This is a genomic window from Stutzerimonas stutzeri (assembly GCF_024448935.1).
Lineage (GTDB): Bacteria > Pseudomonadota > Gammaproteobacteria > Pseudomonadales > Pseudomonadaceae > Stutzerimonas > Stutzerimonas stutzeri_AO.
The window spans coordinates 1-16303 of the sequence record NZ_JAMOIE010000023.1; the positions used below are offsets into that span (position 1 = coordinate 1).

The following is a 16303-nucleotide window of genomic DNA, read 5'->3' on the forward strand; positions in this document are numbered from 1 at the left end:
ACTCCTTTATGCTTGGTAGCACTCGTAGGCGTGACTCGAGTAGATGAGCCACACTGCATATGTGCACCAAAGAATCGGATCTTGCTGACCACCGGATTCATCGGAAAGCGACTGCGTTCGCTGATCCGATTTCTACTAATCTGAGGACATACCACGTCAAGCTGACCCGTACGCGTTCCATATTGGTAAAGTATTTGGAGCGATCAAGAGCAAAAGGCACACCTAGCCGCTGGAGGACCGACGAGCGGAAGCCCCAGTATTTTTTTGTCATGCCGGTGACAGAAAGTGTCATGTGCAAAATAAGCTTTGTTGTGGTTAGAGCTGAGTGGTGCGGTGCCGCACTCGTAGTGCGTTGTGGCTGGTGTTTAGTCTGGACTCAGCTGACTTTTACAGTCAGGGATCTGACGAAAACAGTAGGGCTCTGGTTGCCGGCACGGAGCCATACATCTCATTTTGAAAAAGGTTTATCAAATAGTTGGTGCTGCACCAACTTGCAGGGCTCGCGCGATGAACCTAGCCAGCTCATCCGATGGAGGCTTGTCCAGCATGGCAATGACGGTCGCTGTGCTGGGTACGTCGTCGGTGACAGGGCGTATGATGACGTCGGAGTGCTTGTACAGGGTGACCTGCGACGACAGCCCTACGCCAATACCGTAGCCTGCGGCCACAAGCATCATCATGGGTTCGTGACCTGAAACGTATTCGGCGACGTTAAGTGATGGCAATGTGGGGGCGCAGAACCAATTGCGAATGACATCGTGCCCGCCCGAGCACCGTTCAGGATGGCAGAGAATCAACGGATGTCGGGCAACCTCGCGAAGCGGTATTTTATCGAGAGAAAGAAGTGGGTGGTTCCGAGGGATCGCGATAGCAGGACGATCTGTCCAGACCACTTCCTTGATGAGCCTACTACCGGGCTCAGTATGCACAGTGAAACCAGCATCAATCTGGTCGTGGCCTAGGGCTTTGACCATTTCGCTGACAGTCATCTCTACGATCTTTATCTCTGTGAGGGGCTCCTCCTCACGACAACACGCCAATAACCTCGTCAGTCTTGGCTGTGCAAGGTTATCGGCTAAGCCGATACGCAACCGACCACGAAATCCTCTTGCTGCAGCATGTACTCGTGCTCGTGCTCCATCCATGCGCATAAGCACATGGCGTGCTTCCTCCTGAAATACCTCTCCAGCCCAGGTCAGGCGAATACGCCCTTGGATGCGATGGAACAGGCGGGTTCCTAGCTCTGATTCCAGTTCTTTGATCGCCCGCGAGAGGGGGGAAGGCTCAATATGGACTCTGGTTGCAGCCCGCGAAAAGCTCAGTTCTTCGGCCACAACCAGGAAGTAGCGCAGGTGACGTATTCTCATACCGTAGCTGCCTTACCGTGTTGTGAGTTTGTCCAAAGGTACAGAGCGCAACAATCGGACATTGGTCAGTTTTTGTTCTTAAAAGTCAGATAGTGAACCAGACAGGAACAGGCGTAGACAATTCGCACGGGGTCTCCGTCGATGGGAGTAGCATTGTCAGGATTGAGCACTACGTCCCAAATGGAGTAGTGGCGATGGGGTTGAAGAGGGATAAAGGATCGGACCTGTGCCTGTAGCCCATCATGCCCGGGCGAAGGTGCCAGGCTGCAGGAAGCCAGTAGCTGTCTGTGAACTATCTTGGAATAAAATTGGCGTGGGGGTTGCCTGCCTGTCCAGATAAGTCCATACTTGTATCCGCTAATCAAACAGCGGAAGCGGAAACCCCTTTTAAATCAAAAGGTTGAAGGCTAGGCTCTAGTCTCGTTTCCCGCTCCAGTTTGTTGACGATAACGCAGCTGTATGTAGCGTCGTCGTTTGAGGCCGGTTGGCAGAGTGGTTATGCAGCGGATTGCAAATCCGTGTACGCCGGTTCGATTCCGACATCGGCCTCCAGTAATGAAGAAACCGCGAGCGAAAGCTTGCGGTTTTTTTGTTGTGCGCCAGGCATGGCGCGTTGCGCGCAAGCGCAACTGGCTTGGCTGGGGTGGGCTCGCTGGTGGCTTGGAGGCGTTAACCCCAGATAGCGCAAAACACTCTCTGCACTGAGCCCCGTTCGCCCCACGGCCGATACCGAAGTGTGATCAGATCTGCGGCCACCAGCTCAAGAATCCCGGGTTGCCTGTCCAGGACCCCCGACAGCTTCCGGAGCCTGACGCCATACTCGTGATTAGAGTAGTGTTCGAATATATCGGCCTGAGCATTGCGGGTCTCTCGCATGCTGATCCTCTTGGCTGTTTGATATTTTTTGTTCGCACCTAAAACATACCAAAGCCAAGAGGATTCTTTTACCCTTCCCCTAAATTATCACTTGAAAATCAGATGGTTGTTAGTTTCTGGATGGGCATTAACCAGGTCTCGTTTGCGCGTCGGACACACACAAAAAAGCTGCTCCGTACAGGGGGCAGCTTTTATGCAGATGCCAAGACATCTGTTGCACCGTTGACCCAGGCGGCGCCTGGGCCATATTCAGTCCTTAGTGGAACTGGTTCATGGTGTTGTCTTTACCGCTTGCCTTGAGAGCCGCTTCGCCAGCGAAGTACTCCTTGTGGTTGTCGCCGATGTCCGAGCCAGCCATGTTCTGGTGCTTGACGCAGGCGATACCCTGGCGCAGCTCTTCACGCTGTACACCTTTGACGTAGGCCAGCATGCCCTGATCAGCGAAGTACCCTTTTGCCAGGTTGTCGGTCGACAATGCGGCAGTGTGGTAAGTCGGCAGGGTAATCAGGTGGTGGAAGATACCAGCATGGGCGGACCCATCCTTCTGGAAGGTACGGATCTTCTCGTCGGCAACTTGCGCCAGTTCGGTTTCGTCGTACTCGACACTCATCAGCTTGGCGCGATCGTAGGCGGAAACATCCTTGCCTTCGGCAGCGAATGCATCGAACACCTGCTGGCGGAAGTTGAGGGTCCAGTTGAAGGACGGGCTGTTGTTGTAGACCAGCTTGGCGTTCGGGATCTCTTTACGGATCTCGTCAACCATGGCTGCGATCTGACCAACATGAGGCTTCTCAGTCTCGATCCACAACAGGTCCGCGCCGTTCTGCAGCGAAGTGATGCAGTCGAGTACGCAGCGTGCTTCGCCGGTGCCTTTGCGGAACTGGAACAGGTTGCTCGGCAGGCGCTTAGGACGCAGCAGCTTGCCTTCACGCTTGATCAAAACGTCGCCGTTGCCGAGTTCGGCTTCGGTGATCTCTTCGCAGTCAAGGAAGGAGTTGTACAGGTCACCCAGGTCGCCCGGCTCTTTGGTCACTGCGATCTGCTTGGTCAGGCCGGCGCCCAGGGAGTCGGTACGCGCAACGATGACGCCGTTGTCGATGCCCAGCTCGAGGAATGCATAGCGGACGGCGGCAATCTTGGCCAGGAAGTCGGCATGAGGAACGGTTACCTTGCCGTCCTGGTGGCCGCACTGCTTCTCATCGGAAACCTGGTTCTCGATCTGGATGCAGCAAGCGCCGGCTTCGATCATGCGCTTGGCCAGCAGATAGGTGGCTTCCGGGTTACCGAAACCGGCGTCAATGTCGGCAATGATCGGGACGATGTGGGTTTCGTAGTTGTCGATCTGCGACTGGATCTCGGCGGCCTTGGCAGTGTCGCCGGTTTCGCGAGCGGCATCCAAAGCGGTGAACAGCAGGTCCAGCTCGCGGCTGTCGGCCTGGCGCAGGAAGGTATACAGCTCTTCGATCAGGTCGGAGACGGCAGTCTTCTCGTGCATCGACTGGTCCGGCAGTGGGCCGAACTCGGAGCGCAGCGCGGCAACCATCCAGCCCGACAGGTAGAGGTAGCGCTTATTGGTGGTCTTCAGGTGCTTCTTGATGGAGATCAGCTTCTGCTGACCGATGAAGCCATGCCAGCAGCCTAGCGACTGGGTGTAGGCGGACGTATCGGCGTCGTACTCAGCCATGTCCTTGCGCATGATGTCAGCGGTGTACTGCGCGATTTCCAGACCGGTCTTGAAACGGTTCTGTGCACGCATACGTGCTACGGATTCGGGGTTAATCGCGCTCCAGCTGCTTCCAGCTGCTTCTTTCAGAGCGGCAACGGCCTTGATGTCGTTTTGATAAGCGGACATGGTCAATCCTTCAAAGAAATTCGTGTTTGGTTGAGCACCGACTTTTCCCACTGAAACCTACGTGCTTGCGCTGATGAAGCGGGCAAGACGTGGCAGAGCGTCGAAATATCGACCGAGACGAGGATTGAACCAAGAGGAGGAGGGTATGCAGTTACGACCGCAAGAGGATTCGGTTGGCTGTGGAATGATCGTGGCATTCCAACACACAGCGACGCGGGGCCGTTGAGTGGATCAGCGAACTGATGTCTCGAGCTGATGCGTTAATCGCTTCCCCGTCCCTCAGGACGACTCGTTCCAGTCGCAACCTCGTCAGTCCGCCTTGTGGGCAGTACAGTCACGGAACGCCTCTGCTGGTTGGCTGAGCGCGATCCGGAGACCCTTTCAGAGTCTCTGGTTAGCGGGAGCGGGGCCATCATGCTCCGGCTAAAATGGTTCGTCAAATGTTTTTGTAGTGAACTTTGTCAGGCACTACATTTCTCAGCCGAGCGTTATTTGTCTGCTGAACTTTCTTAATTCAGCGTGTCTATTTTCAGTCGTAGCGAAAGGTCTTGACGGCCGGCTGTGGAATATCTGCGTAGCATTCCGTTCTCGCTGGAGCTTGCAGATTCGTCGAGGCCGCCGAGCTCAATCCATTCGCCAAGCCGTCCGCTGACCCGAGTATCGGTTTGCTGGACGTTGATTGCGCCTGGCTGCGATGTGCTCATACGGTCGTTATGGCTGCTAATCGTAACCTGCACCTGGTCGCCCTGAACCGTAGCGGTGGCGTAGAAACCGCGCGTGACATCCCGATACTGAGTCTGTTGATAGATCTGTCCGTAGCCATCGGGCCCCGTGGTGGTGATTGGTACGCTTTGGCCTATCTGAATCAAAGCAGGATAGCCCTCGGTGGCTTGGACCTGTTGAACGCCTCCGCCTTGGCTATTGGTGCTGCGACGAATGATGCGCGCCTGATCTCTGCCTCTCTTCTCGCCGTGGCCGCTCTGCACTTCAACGTCACCGATGCGGGTTGTGCCGTCGACCCGATAGCCCCTTTCACCGCCTGCGGCCGAGTTTTGGGTATCGACACTAATAAGCAGCCTGCGAGGTTCGGTATCTAGCTTGGACAGCACAGTGCGCAGCTCAGTAATCACAGCGGACGGCGCGTTCACGATCAGCTGGTTGCCATATGCGTTGACCTTGCCCTGATCACCTACCACTGCTTGGGCGATTGGTAGCACGTCCTCCGCCATTCGGAAGTCCAGCGCGATTACTTCTGTCGCAGCATTGAGCGCCGAGCTGACGATGAACAGGCAAGCAGCGAAAAAACGACGAGTCATAGCAAAAAGCTCCGCATATCGGGATCAGGAAGGCCACGGTCCCAGGCGGCGTCGAATAGCCTTAGCTGTTGGCGAGCGCGACCAGGGTCTCGGTATAGCGCATGACCAGAGAATTGATCCGCATTCGGGCGAATCAGCATGCCGCACCCATCGACCACCAGGAACGCGGAAGTTTGTAGTTGATAATCCTGATGAGTGCGGCGAATGTGCAAGTTGCTGGTCAATCTGCGGCCCAGAGTGACCAGGCGGTGACCTTCTTTGACTGCGCGAGACGAGTCGCCCACCAAGATACGCAAACGATTGCGAGGATGGGCCCGTAAAAACTGCGAGCAAGCCTTTTGAATGCTGCTGTGGTTGTACAGCCAAGGTTCCAGGTCCGGCGTATAGATGCTCAGGCTGCGCCTGACTTGCTCGATCAGCGCAAGCGCATGCTCACGAGCTTCGCCCATGTCACTGAAAGCCTGAACTGTAGTGCTGACGCCTAGCGCAAACGGCGCTGCCTGCCATTCTTGTGGGGGAACAGGCCGTGCCGCTGGGTTACCAATCTGGAAGCGACCCGGTGATTGGAACTCGATCATCGACGGGGCGTCTTCGCTGACAGAGTGATCCGGGTCGTCATGCATCATATGGCTAGTGGCTCTTTCGTAGCATATCGACGTGTGGCAGGCCGGCCTCGAGGAACTCTTCGCTGACTACTTCGAAGCCGAGGCGCTCATAGAACGAGGTGGCATGCACCTGGGCGGTGAGTCGCTGTTCGTTGAGGCCGCGCCGCTCGGCTTCTTCAATGACTGCTTTCATCAGCGCACCGCCGACGTTCATTCCGCGCCAGTCGCGTAAGACCGAAACGCGACCGATGTGCCCGTCATCGAGCAGTCGCGCGGTACCGATCGGATAGCCGCTTTCCAAGGCGAGGAAATGCACGGCCTCGACATCGTCTGCGTCCCACTCCAGTTCCGGGGGCACTGACTGTTCAGCAATGAACACAGTTTCCCTAATCCGGCGTAGGTCGGCGTTATCCTGCTGCCAGTCGGCGATGCGAACCTCTATGTCACTCATCAGCAAACTCCAGACTTCCCTGTTTGACCAGTTGCAGCACGAGATTACGCCCATCCTCGTCGCTCAGCCAGCCAGCGAGATTTTCGGCATGGAGCGCATCGGCTGAACAGATCATCTTCAACAGCTCCTTCAGATGGCCTGGAAGCAGCCGGCTTTGACCGCTGGCGAACAGCAACAAGCCGATGTCCACTTCACTCCAGGCCAGGCGCGCGCTCAGGTTTCGCATGAGTATGGCGCCCTCATCCAGCGCTGCGAGCATTGCCTGCTCGTCGATTTCCGGACCCTGGACTCGCTCCGGATAGCGCGGTTCGGTCATGAACTGGCCGAACCAGGTCAGCAGCAATCGCTCGTCGCCCATATGCTCGGCGAGCATCGCGCGCAGGCGATCCAGCGCATCGCTTTGGATCTGGTGCGGGTCTTCGATCGGAAGCATGTCGGCATCGCTGTAGCGTTCCTCATCAGGCAGGAACTGCGCCAGGAAGTCAGTGAAATGGGTGAGGACCTCCGCTGCGCTGGGAGCTCTGAAGCCTAGCGAGTAGGTCATACAGGCGTCTTCGGCGGTACCGAAATGAGCCAGTCTCGGCGGCAGGTAAAGCATGTCGCCTGGCTCGAGCACCCATTCGTCGGTGCCTTGAAAATCCGCGAGTATGCGCAGGTCGGCATGCTTGAGCATGTTGCTCTCGCTGTCGCACATCTGCCCTAAGCGCCAGCGCCGCTGGCCATGCGCTTGGAGGAGGAATACATCGTAATTGTCGAAGTGCGGACCCACACCGCCCCCCGGCGCTGCAAAGCTGACCATGACGTCATCGATCCGCCAGTTGGGCAGGAAGCGAAAGTGCTCGATAAGCTCGGCAACTTCGGGCACCAATTGATCGACGGCCTGGACCAGCAACGTCCAGTCCCGCTCCGGCAGGTTCTGGTAGGTACCTTCGCTGAAGGGGCCGCGGTGCAGCTCCCACGGCGTTTCGCCATGCTCGATGACCAGACGTGACTCGACTTCTTCCTCCAGGGACAAACCGGCCAACTCGTCTGGAGAAATCGGGCTCTCGAACCCGGGAATTGCCTGGCGGATCAGTAGAGGCTTTTTCTGCCAATAGTCACGAAGAAACTCGCGCGCGCTGATCCCGCCAAGGATTTGCAAAGGGGTGTCGGAAGTCATGCCAGGTACCTTGCTCTGTTCAAGAGCTGCAAATAAAAACGCCCGGCACAGCCGGGCGTGCAAATAATGGGTTCGCTCAGATCCGCTTGGCCTGATCGGCTGCGTTGCCTATGTAGGCGGCCGGGGTCAGTTTGCGCAGCGCCTGCTTGGCTTCGGCCGGCATATCCAGGCCTTCGATGAAAGTCTGCAGCGCCTCGGGGCTGATGCCTTTGCCTCGGGTCAACTCCTTGAGTTTCTCGTAGGGATTCTCAATGGCATACCGACGCATGACGGTCTGGATCGGCTCGGCCAGTACTTCCCAGCAGGCGTCGAGATCCTCGGCAATTCGCGTTTCGTTGAGCTCCAGTTTACCGATGCCTTTGAGGCTGGCCTCGTACGCAATGATGCTATGAGCAAAGCCAACTCCCAGATTGCGCAGTACGGTGGAGTCGGTCAGGTCACGCTGCCAGCGGGAAATGGGCAGCTTGCTCGCCAAGTGACTCAGCAGTGCGTTGGCAATACCGAGATTGCCTTCCGAGTTTTCGAAATCGATCGGGTTGACCTTGTGCGGCATGGTCGAGGAGCCAATTTCGCCGGCAACGGTGCGCTGCTTGAAATAGCCCAGGGAAATGTAGCCCCAGATGTCGCGATCGAAATCGATAAGAATCGTGTTGAATCGAGCCACCGCATCGAACAGCTCGGCGATGTAATCGTGAGGCTCGATCTGTGTGGTGTAAGGGTTCCAGGACAGGCCAAGGTCGCCTTCGATGAATTCTCGCGCGTTGGCTTCCCAGTCAACGTCGGGATAAGCCGACAGGTGAGCGTTGTAGTTGCCGACGGCGCCATTGATCTTGCCGAGCAGCGGTACCGCCGCAACCTGCGCAATCTGACGCTCCAGGCGATAGACCACGTTAGCCAGTTCCTTGCCCAAGGTGGTGGGCGAAGCGGGCTGACCATGGGTACGGGAGAGCATTGGTAGGTCTGCATGCACGACAGCCAAGGCGCGGATCGCCTCGGCGAGCTGGCGCATCAGCGGCAGCAGTACGTCATCGCGACCTTCGCGCAGCATCAGAGCATGGGACAGGTTGTTGATGTCCTCGCTGGTGCAGGCGAAGTGAATGAACTCGTTGACCTTGGCCAGTTCTGGTAGCTGCTTGGCCTGCTCCTTCAGGAGGTATTCCACTGCTTTTACGTCGTGGTTGGTGGTTCGCTCGAATTCCTTGACCCGCTCGGCATGTTCCAGCTGGAAGTCTTCGGCAAGCTGATTGAGTAGTGCGTTAGCCTCTTCCGAGAAAGGCGCCACCTCTGGAATTCCGGCATGCGCGGCCAGACGCTGCAGCCAGCGGACCTCAACCTGAACGCGGCAGCGAATCAGGCCGAATTCGCTGAAAATGGGGCGCAGGGCGCTGGTTTTGCCGGCGTAGCGGCCATCGACAGGGGAAACCGCGGTGAGCGAGGAAAGCTGCATGGAGGGCATTCTCGGACAGTCGAGCGACGAAAAGAGGGCGCACATTATACACGAAGCGGACGGCTAATTGCCGCTGTGGCCAGTAAGTACGTTGCGCTCCGCGTTGCGGTTATTCAGATTTCAGCATGGGATAAAGCGCGTCGAGCAACTTGCGTCGGCTGAATACCATCTGCCAGCGATGTCCGCCGAGCTGGCGCCAGAGCCGCGCTGAACGAATCCCTGCCAGCAGCAGTGCGCGTATTTTTGCTGCGTTGTCGCTCTGCTGAAGATGGCGCATGTCGCCTTGGACCTGAATGCGCTGGCGAAAGGTGCTCAGTGTGTCCTGGTACAAACCGCCAAAAGAAGCGATTACGTTCTCGTGGGTCAGCCCAAAGTGATCGACTTGCTGCTGTATCTGGTCCAGGCGGCTTCCGATCACCTGCAACAGGTCACGGCGTTTATCCAGCTGTCGTTCCAGGCCGATCATCGCCAGCGCATAGCGCAGCGGCTCGCGTTGCAGGCTGCTGGTGTCTCGCTCCAGTGCGCCGACAAGGGCGCGATAGCCTTCGCGGAGGTTCAAGTCATCCCAGCCATAGATCTCCAAAGCCGGTTTGTCCTCTCGCACCAACAGGCTGCCCAACAGGTTCGCCAAGGCTGCGTTCGGCACTTGACCGGTTCGGGCTATTCGATCGACCAGTGCTGCAGCTTCGAATACAGCCCCAAGAGCTATCAGTTGTTCCTGTCGTGGCGTCATGGGCGGGCTCCGGCGAACCAGGGCTCTGCGGTCTCGATCACGCCACCACCGAGGCAAACCTCGCCATCGTAGAACACCACGGATTGGCCAGGTGTTACGGCGCGTTGAGGTTCGTCGAACACCGCTCGATAGCCGTTGGCGGTCTGTTCCAGCGTGCAGGTCTGGTCGCTCTGCCGATAGCGAACCTTCGCCGTGAGCCGCAGGGGGACGGTCAGTTCGATCGGATTGACCCAGTAGATTTCTGAGGCGAGCAGGGCGCGAGAAAACAGCCAGGGATGATCGTTGCCTTGACCTACCACTAGCACGTTGCGCTCGAGATCCTTGCTTAACACGTACCAGGGCTCGTCGCTCGCGTCCTTGAGGCCGCCGATACCCAGACCCTGTCGCTGGCCGATGGTGTGATACATGAGGCCGTGATGGCGACCTATGGTTTCGCCGTCTATCGTTTCGATGTTGCCCGGTTGAGCAGGCAGATATTGCTTGAGAAAATCGCTGAAACGGCGCTCGCCGATGAAGCAGATGCCGGTCGAGTCTTTCTTTTTTGCCGTCGCCAAACCGTGTTTTTCGGCAACTGCCCGGACCGCTGGCTTTTCCAGCTGCCCCACCGGAAATAAGGCCTTGCTCAGCTGCTCGCCGCCAACAGCGTGAAGGAAATAGCTTTGGTCCTTGTTCGAGTCCAGCCCCTTGAGCAACTCGCTGCGCCCATCGATGTCTCGCCGCCGTACGTAGTGTCCGGTCGCGATCAGGTCGGCGCCGAGCGCCAGGGCATAGTCAAGGAACGCCTTGAATTTGATCTCGCGGTTGCAAAGGATGTCGGGATTCGGCGTCCTGCCTGCCTTGTACTCAGCCAGAAAGTGCTCGAACACGTTGTCCCAGTACTCAGCGGCGAAGTTTGCCGTGTGCAGTTTGATGCCGATCCTGTCGCAGACGGCCTGGGCGTCGGCCAGATCCTCCCGGGCAGTGCAATACTCGGTTCCATCATCTTCTTCCCAGTTCTTCATGAACAGGCCTTCGACCTGGTACCCCTGTTCGAGGAGCAGCAGAGCGGAAACTGACGAGTCGACACCGCCGGACATGCCGACAATGACGCGCAGCTTTTCAGGGGCAACGAACGGTGAATCAGGCATAACGACTCAGGGTTAACTTTCAAAGCGTGCAATTCTAACAGGCCGGCCAAGCCAGCGGTTAGCGTCGCTCAGTCTCGTATCACGGCGAGATCGTGGGGCGGGCCAGCCAGGTAGTCGTCAATGCAGCGCAGGATCAGCTCGCTGCGCCAACGTTCCGGTTGGTCGGCCAGTTCGTCTCGAGTCATCCAGAGTGCTGCGACAATGCCACTGTCGAGTTCGCGGTGCGGCTCATGGCGAACCGGGGTGGCCGCGAAGCAGACGCGCTGATAGGTCACGCCGTTGCTGGGTGCAGTGTATAGGTAGATACCCACCACACCCTCGAGCGCAACCTCCCAGCCGGTTTCCTCTAGGGTTTCGCGTACCGCGGCTTGGCGTAATGTCTCGTGGGGTTCAAGGTGCCCCGCCGGTTGATTCAATACCAAACGGCCGCCTTTTGATTCTTCGACCATAAGGAAGCGGCCATCGACCTCGACTATCGTCGCCACGGTTATGTGTGGATGCCAGCTCATGTTCGGCCTCAGCGCGTCTATGGACTTCCATGGTAGCGTTTCGCGTGCACTGTAAAAAGAAACCCCGGCCTGGCGCCGGGGTTTTCTTTTTCTCACGCAGCAGTACCGCCAGCGAAGATCAAGCCAGGGCGGCGAGCGCGGCGTTGAACGTTGCGCTAGGACGCATCGCTTTGCGGGTCAGCTCAGGATTGGAGCGGTAATAGCCGCCGATCTCCACGGGCTTGCCCTGAACCTCGGCCAGTTCAGCGAGGATGGCTTGCTCGTTGTCCTGCAGCTGCTTCGCCAGGGGCGCGAAGTGGGCCTGCAGTTGAGTATCTTCGGTTTGTGCTGCAAGTTCCTGCGCCCAGTACAGCGCCAGATAGAAGTGGCTGCCGCGGTTGTCCAGCTCGCCGGTACGACGAGAGGGGGTCTTGTTGTTGTCGAGCAGCTTGCCGGTGGCAGCATCCAGCGTTTTGCCCAGCAGTTTGGCTTTGACGTTGCCGGTCTTGATGCCTGTCTCTTCCAGCGACACGGCCAGCGCCAGGAACTCACCCAGCGAGTCCCAGCGCAGGTGGTTTTCTTCGATCAACTGCTGGACATGCTTGGGTGCGGATCCCCCGGCGCCGGTCTCGTACATGCCACCGCCTGCCATCAGGGGAACGATCGACAGCATCTTTGCCGAGGTGCCGAGTTCCATGATCGGGAACAGGTCGGTCAGGTAGTCGCGCAACACGTTGCCGGTCACAGAAATGGTGTCCTGGCCACGAATCAAGCGCTCCATGCTCACGCGGATGGCTTCGTTGTAGCCCATGATGCGAATATCCAGGCCGCTCAGGTCATGCTCCTGCAAGTAGGCTTCAACCTTCTTCTGCAGTTCACGATCGTGCGCACGCTCTGGGTCAAGCCAGAAGATGGCCGGGGTGTCCGATTGACGCGCGCGGGTGACAGCCAGCTTGACCCAGTCGCGAATCGGCGCGTCCTTGGTCTGGCAAGCGCGCCAGATGTCACCTTTCTCCACTTCGTGCTGCATCAGCACGGTGCCGTCAGCCAGCACGACACGCATGGTGCCGTCAGCTTGCATTTCGAAGGTCTTGTCATGGGAGCCGTACTCTTCGGCCTTCTGCGCCATCAGGCCGACGTTCGGTACGCTGCCCATGGTTACCGGATCGAAGGCGCCGTTGGTCTTGCAGAAGTTGATCATCTCCTGATAGATGCGGGCATAGGTGCTCTCTGGCATCACCGCCTTGGTGTCTTTCTGCTTGCCGTCCTTGCCCCACATCTGACCCGAGTTGCGGATCATGGCGGGCATGGACGCATCAACGATCACATCGCTCGGGATATGCAGGTTGGTAATGCCCTTGACAGAATCCACCATGGCCATTTCAGGGCGCTCGGCATAGCAGGCGTGGATGTCATGAAGAATCTCTTCCTGCTGGGAGTCGGGCAGCGACTTGATCTTGTCGTAGACGCTGCTGATGCCATTGTTCGGATTGACGCCCAGTTCTTTGAACAGCTCCCCGTGCTTGTCGAAGGCGTCCTTGTAATAAACGCTAACGGCGTGGCCGAAGACGATCGGGTGCGAGATTTTCATCATCGTCGCCTTGACATGCAGGGACCACATAACGCCGGTTTCCTTGCAGTCCTGCAGCGTTTGCTCGAAAAATTCACGCAGCTTGTTGCAGCTCATGAACATGCCGTCGAGCACTTCGCCTTTCTGCAAGGCGAGCTGCTTCTTGACCTCAACCTTGCCATCCTTGCCGACAAACTCGATACGCACATCACCGGCTGCTTCCATGGTGATGGACTGTTCGCTGGAGAAGAAATCGCCGCCGCGCATGTAGTCCGCATGCGACTGCGACGCCTTGCTCCACTTGCCCATCGAGTGCGGATGCTTGCGAGCAAAGGCTTTCACCGCTGCGGGGGCGCGTCGGTCCGAGTTGCCTTCGCGCAGGACCGGATTGACGGCGCTACCGAGCACCTTGCCGTAACGCGCACGCACGTCCTTGTCGGCTTCCGTCTGCGGGTCTTCTGGAAAATCGGGAATGTTGTAACCCAATGCTTGCAGTTCAGCGATGGCCGCCTTGAGCTGAGGCACGGAGGCGCTGATGTTGGGAAGCTTGATGATGTTGGCGTCCGGCTGATTGGTCAGCTCTGCAAGCTTGGCCAGGTCATCATCAACCGCTTTGTCGGCACCCAGCCGATCGGCAAAGCTTGCAAGGATGCGCCCTGCGAGAGAGATGTCACGTGTTTCGACGGCTATATCAGCGGAGGCGGCAAAGGCTTCTACAATGGGCAGGAGCGAATAGGTGGCCAACGCCGGGGCTTCGTCGGTGAAGGTATAGATAATCTTCGAGCGGGTAGACATGTAGAGTTGACTCTCTCTTGCTGAGCGTGCACAGAACTTCGATTTGCGCAGGTAGGCGCCCTGGCTGCGTTAGCCATGCCAGTTTCGAGGTTCGCCGCGATGATGTTGGATGCAGCACCACTGGAGTGTTGAGGTTTGACCGACCGGCTGCGGTTGGCAGCCTGACGGTTCAGAGGCGAGGATCTCGTGGAGACTGGCTGCCTCTCATGACTCGTTAGCCACCTAAGCAGTATATCACTGCCGTCGGTTGTCAAAGAATGCCTTGACCATACGACGAACGAACATATGGTTTAGGCCGATTCAACTGGGTTATTCTCTGATGATGACCACTGTTTCATGTTTAACCACAAAAACGGAGTCCAGCATGGGATACCAAAAGATCCAGGTGCCTGCCAGCGGTGACAAAATCACCGTCAATACCGATAACACCCTGAACGTACCCAACAATCCGATCATTCCTTATATAGAAGGTGACGGTATTGGCGTGGACATCAGCCCAGTGATGATCAAAGTAGTCGATGCGGCCGTAGAGAAGGCTTATGGCGGTGAGCGCAAGATCGCTTGGATGGAAATCTATGCAGGCGAGAAGGCCACGCAGGTGTATGACCAGGATACCTGGCTGCCCCAGGAGACGCTGGAGGTCGTGCGCGATTTTGTGGTGTCTATCAAGGGTCCTCTGACCACCCCGGTCGGCGGCGGCATTCGCTCGCTGAACGTTGCGCTACGCCAAGAGCTGGATCTGTATGTCTGTCAACGCCCCGTACGCTGGTTCACAGGCGTACCCAGCCCGGTGAAGAAGCCCGCAGACGTCGATATGGTGATCTTCCGTGAGAACTCTGAAGACATCTACGCAGGGGTAGAGTGGAAGGCCGGCTCACCTGAGTGCGAAAAGGTCATCAAGTTTCTTACCGAAGAAATGGGCGTCAAGAAGATTCGCTTCACCGAGAACTGCGGTATCGGCATCAAGCCCGTATCGCTGGAAGGGACCAAGCGTCTGGTGCGCAAGGCGCTGCAATACGCAGTCGACAATGATCGCAGCTCAGTGACCATTGTTCACAAGGGCAACATCATGAAGTTCACCGAGGGCGCATTCAAAGAATGGGGCTACGAGGTGGCGCGCGACGAGTTCGGTGCAGAGTTGCTGGATGGTGGCCCATGGATGCAATTCAAGAACCCTAATACAGGCAAGAACATTGTCGTCAAGGATGCCATTGCTGACGCAATGCTTCAGCAGATTCTGCTGCGCCCCGCCGAATACGATGTGATCGCCACACTTAATCTGAACGGCGACTACCTGTCAGATGCTCTGGCGGCCGAAGTGGGTGGCATCGGTATTGCACCGGGGGCGAATCTCTCGGACACAGTTGCCATGTTCGAGGCCACGCACGGCACGGCGCCGAAATATGCGGGGCAGGACAAGGTCAACCCGGGGTCGTTGATCCTTTCGGCGGAAATGATGTTGCGTCACATGGGTTGGGGGGAAGCAGCCGACCTGATCATCAAGTCGACCGAAAGCGCTATCGCCGCCAAGACGGTGACATACGATTTCGAGCGTCTGATGGACGGCGCCAAGCTACTGTCCTGCTCGGAATTCGGCAATGCCATGATCTCCCACATGTAGTTTTGAGGGAGCAACACAAAAAGGCCGACCGTCGATCGGCCTTTTTGTGGCCTGGCATCAGGCGTCTACGGTCGAGTCCTGTGAGACAGGTGCAACCGCCTCCGCAGTGGTCTGCAGCGACCGAATGTTGGTTGCGTGCAGGCCCTTGGGACCTTGCAGTATGTCGAACATGACCGCTTGCCCAGCTTTCAGAGTTCTGTACCCTTCCATTTGAATGGCGGAGTAGTGGGCGAACAGGTCCTCATCGCCGCCGTCTGCTACGATAAATCCATAGCCTTTAGCGTTGTTGAACCACTTGACCTTACCGCTTAGCATGCTGTTATCCCTCTGCAAAGGAGTCCATCACTGGAGTAACATCCATTTCATTCCGCGCTGATGCAGCACATGGCCCACATGCGCAGCCCGTTGCCGTTGTGGCACATACTGTTTGTATCATCGTTTTGCCGATAGTCAAGGCGACTCGTCAGGTGGCTGTGAAGCCCTTCTATTTACCCGGCCTCGGCGCCCCGATCTAGAACCGTTATAAGCATGCGCGCATTTCCAGAGATTCGACTAATATTCAATCAAGATCGTCCGAAGCCATCGGACGACGACTCCTCTGGCCTGGCGGTCGAAGAAGCCAAGCCGCAGCTGAAGGCACCACCGATGTTCAAAGTTGTCATGTTTAATGATGACTACACGCCGATGGATTTCGTCGTGGAGGTGCTGGAAGGAATTTTCAATCACAATCGGGAGCTAGCCACCAGGATCATGCTGGCGGTTCATACCGAAGGGCGGGCCGTTTGTGGCGTCTACACTCGCGACGTCGCTGAAACCAAAGCAATGCAGGTCAATCAATACGCAAGGGAATGCCAGCATCCGTTGCTTTGTGAGATCGAGAAGGACGGTTAAACCCA

General features: G+C 57.2%; 14 protein-coding genes, 1 tRNA gene and 1 pseudogene. 3 read left to right on the forward strand and 13 right to left on the reverse strand.

Features of this window, described 5'->3' with window-relative positions:
• Positions 1–467 precede the first annotated feature (467 nt).
• Positions 468–1367, reverse strand: a complete 900-nt coding sequence (locus NA637_RS09000; RefSeq protein ID WP_256071946.1) for a LysR family transcriptional regulator — start codon at positions 1365–1367, stop codon at positions 468–470.
• Positions 1368–1845: 478 nt separating this feature from the next.
• Here NA637_RS09000 and NA637_RS09005 point away from each other — a divergent pair.
• Positions 1846–1919, forward strand: a tRNA-Cys gene (locus NA637_RS09005).
• Between the two features lie 124 nt (positions 1920–2043).
• Here NA637_RS09005 and NA637_RS09010 read toward each other — a convergent pair.
• The 11 genes and pseudogenes from NA637_RS09010 to NA637_RS09060 form a co-directional block, all read right to left on the reverse strand.
• Positions 2044–2243: pseudogene (locus tag NA637_RS09010) on the reverse strand (ISNCY family transposase); the annotation flags it as partial.
• Between the two features lie 256 nt (positions 2244–2499).
• The gene (locus NA637_RS09015) at positions 2500–4095 is read right to left on the reverse strand and encodes an isocitrate lyase (protein ID WP_256071947.1); all 1596 of its coding nucleotides are present in this window, start codon (positions 4093–4095) and stop codon (positions 2500–2502) included.
• Between the two features lie 509 nt (positions 4096–4604).
• Positions 4605–5411, reverse strand: coding sequence for a secretin N-terminal domain-containing protein (locus NA637_RS09020; RefSeq protein WP_256071948.1), 807 nt, complete (start codon positions 5409–5411; stop codon positions 4605–4607).
• On the reverse strand, positions 5408–6034 hold the full coding sequence (locus NA637_RS09025) for a histone acetyltransferase HPA2 (RefSeq protein WP_256071991.1): 627 nt from the start codon (positions 6032–6034) through the stop codon (positions 5408–5410). The genes NA637_RS09020 and NA637_RS09025 overlap by 4 nt, the downstream gene beginning before the upstream one ends.
• 7 nt (positions 6035–6041) lie before the next feature.
• A complete protein-coding gene (locus NA637_RS09030; RefSeq protein ID WP_256071949.1) occupies positions 6042–6467 on the reverse strand; it encodes a GNAT family N-acetyltransferase in 426 nt (141 codons plus the stop codon).
• Entirely contained in the window at positions 6460–7626 is a 1167-nt protein-coding gene (locus NA637_RS09035) for a cupin domain-containing protein (protein WP_256071950.1), read from the reverse strand. Before NA637_RS09035 ends, NA637_RS09030 begins: the two co-directional genes overlap by 8 nt.
• 76 nt (positions 7627–7702) lie before the next feature.
• Complete coding sequence (purB, locus tag NA637_RS09040) at positions 7703–9073, reverse strand: adenylosuccinate lyase (protein ID WP_256071951.1); 1371 nt, start codon at positions 9071–9073, stop codon at positions 7703–7705.
• Positions 9074–9182: 109 nt separating this feature from the next.
• Positions 9183–9806 carry a high frequency lysogenization protein HflD gene (gene hflD / locus NA637_RS09045; RefSeq protein WP_256071952.1) on the reverse strand — a complete coding sequence of 208 codons (624 nt, stop codon included), beginning with the start codon at positions 9804–9806 and terminating at the stop codon, positions 9183–9185.
• Positions 9803–10933, reverse strand: coding sequence for a tRNA 2-thiouridine(34) synthase MnmA (mnmA, locus tag NA637_RS09050; RefSeq protein ID WP_256071953.1), 1131 nt, complete (start codon positions 10931–10933; stop codon positions 9803–9805). Before mnmA ends, hflD begins: the two co-directional genes overlap by 4 nt.
• 68 nt (positions 10934–11001) lie before the next feature.
• Complete coding sequence (locus tag NA637_RS09055) at positions 11002–11442, reverse strand: NUDIX hydrolase (RefSeq protein ID WP_256071954.1); 441 nt, start codon at positions 11440–11442, stop codon at positions 11002–11004.
• A gap of 118 nt (positions 11443–11560) precedes the next feature.
• Positions 11561–13786 carry an NADP-dependent isocitrate dehydrogenase gene (locus tag NA637_RS09060; protein WP_256071955.1) on the reverse strand — a complete coding sequence of 742 codons (2226 nt, stop codon included), beginning with the start codon at positions 13784–13786 and terminating at the stop codon, positions 11561–11563.
• Positions 13787–14150: 364 nt separating this feature from the next.
• On the opposite strand from NA637_RS09060, the gene icd reads away from it, so the two are divergent.
• Positions 14151–15407 (forward strand): NADP-dependent isocitrate dehydrogenase, encoded by a 1257-nt coding sequence (icd, locus tag NA637_RS09065; protein ID WP_256071992.1) that lies wholly within the window; start codon positions 14151–14153, stop codon positions 15405–15407.
• Between the two features lie 57 nt (positions 15408–15464).
• Here the strand turns inward: icd and cspD are convergent, their stop codons facing one another.
• Positions 15465–15722 (reverse strand): cold shock domain-containing protein CspD, encoded by a 258-nt coding sequence (cspD, locus tag NA637_RS09070; protein WP_272888969.1) that lies wholly within the window; start codon positions 15720–15722, stop codon positions 15465–15467.
• Positions 15723–15935: 213 nt separating this feature from the next.
• Between cspD and clpS the strand changes: the two genes are divergently transcribed.
• Positions 15936–16298, forward strand: a complete 363-nt coding sequence (gene clpS / locus NA637_RS09075) for an ATP-dependent Clp protease adapter ClpS (protein WP_256071956.1) — start codon at positions 15936–15938, stop codon at positions 16296–16298.
• The last annotated feature ends 5 nt before the right edge of the window (positions 16299–16303 follow it).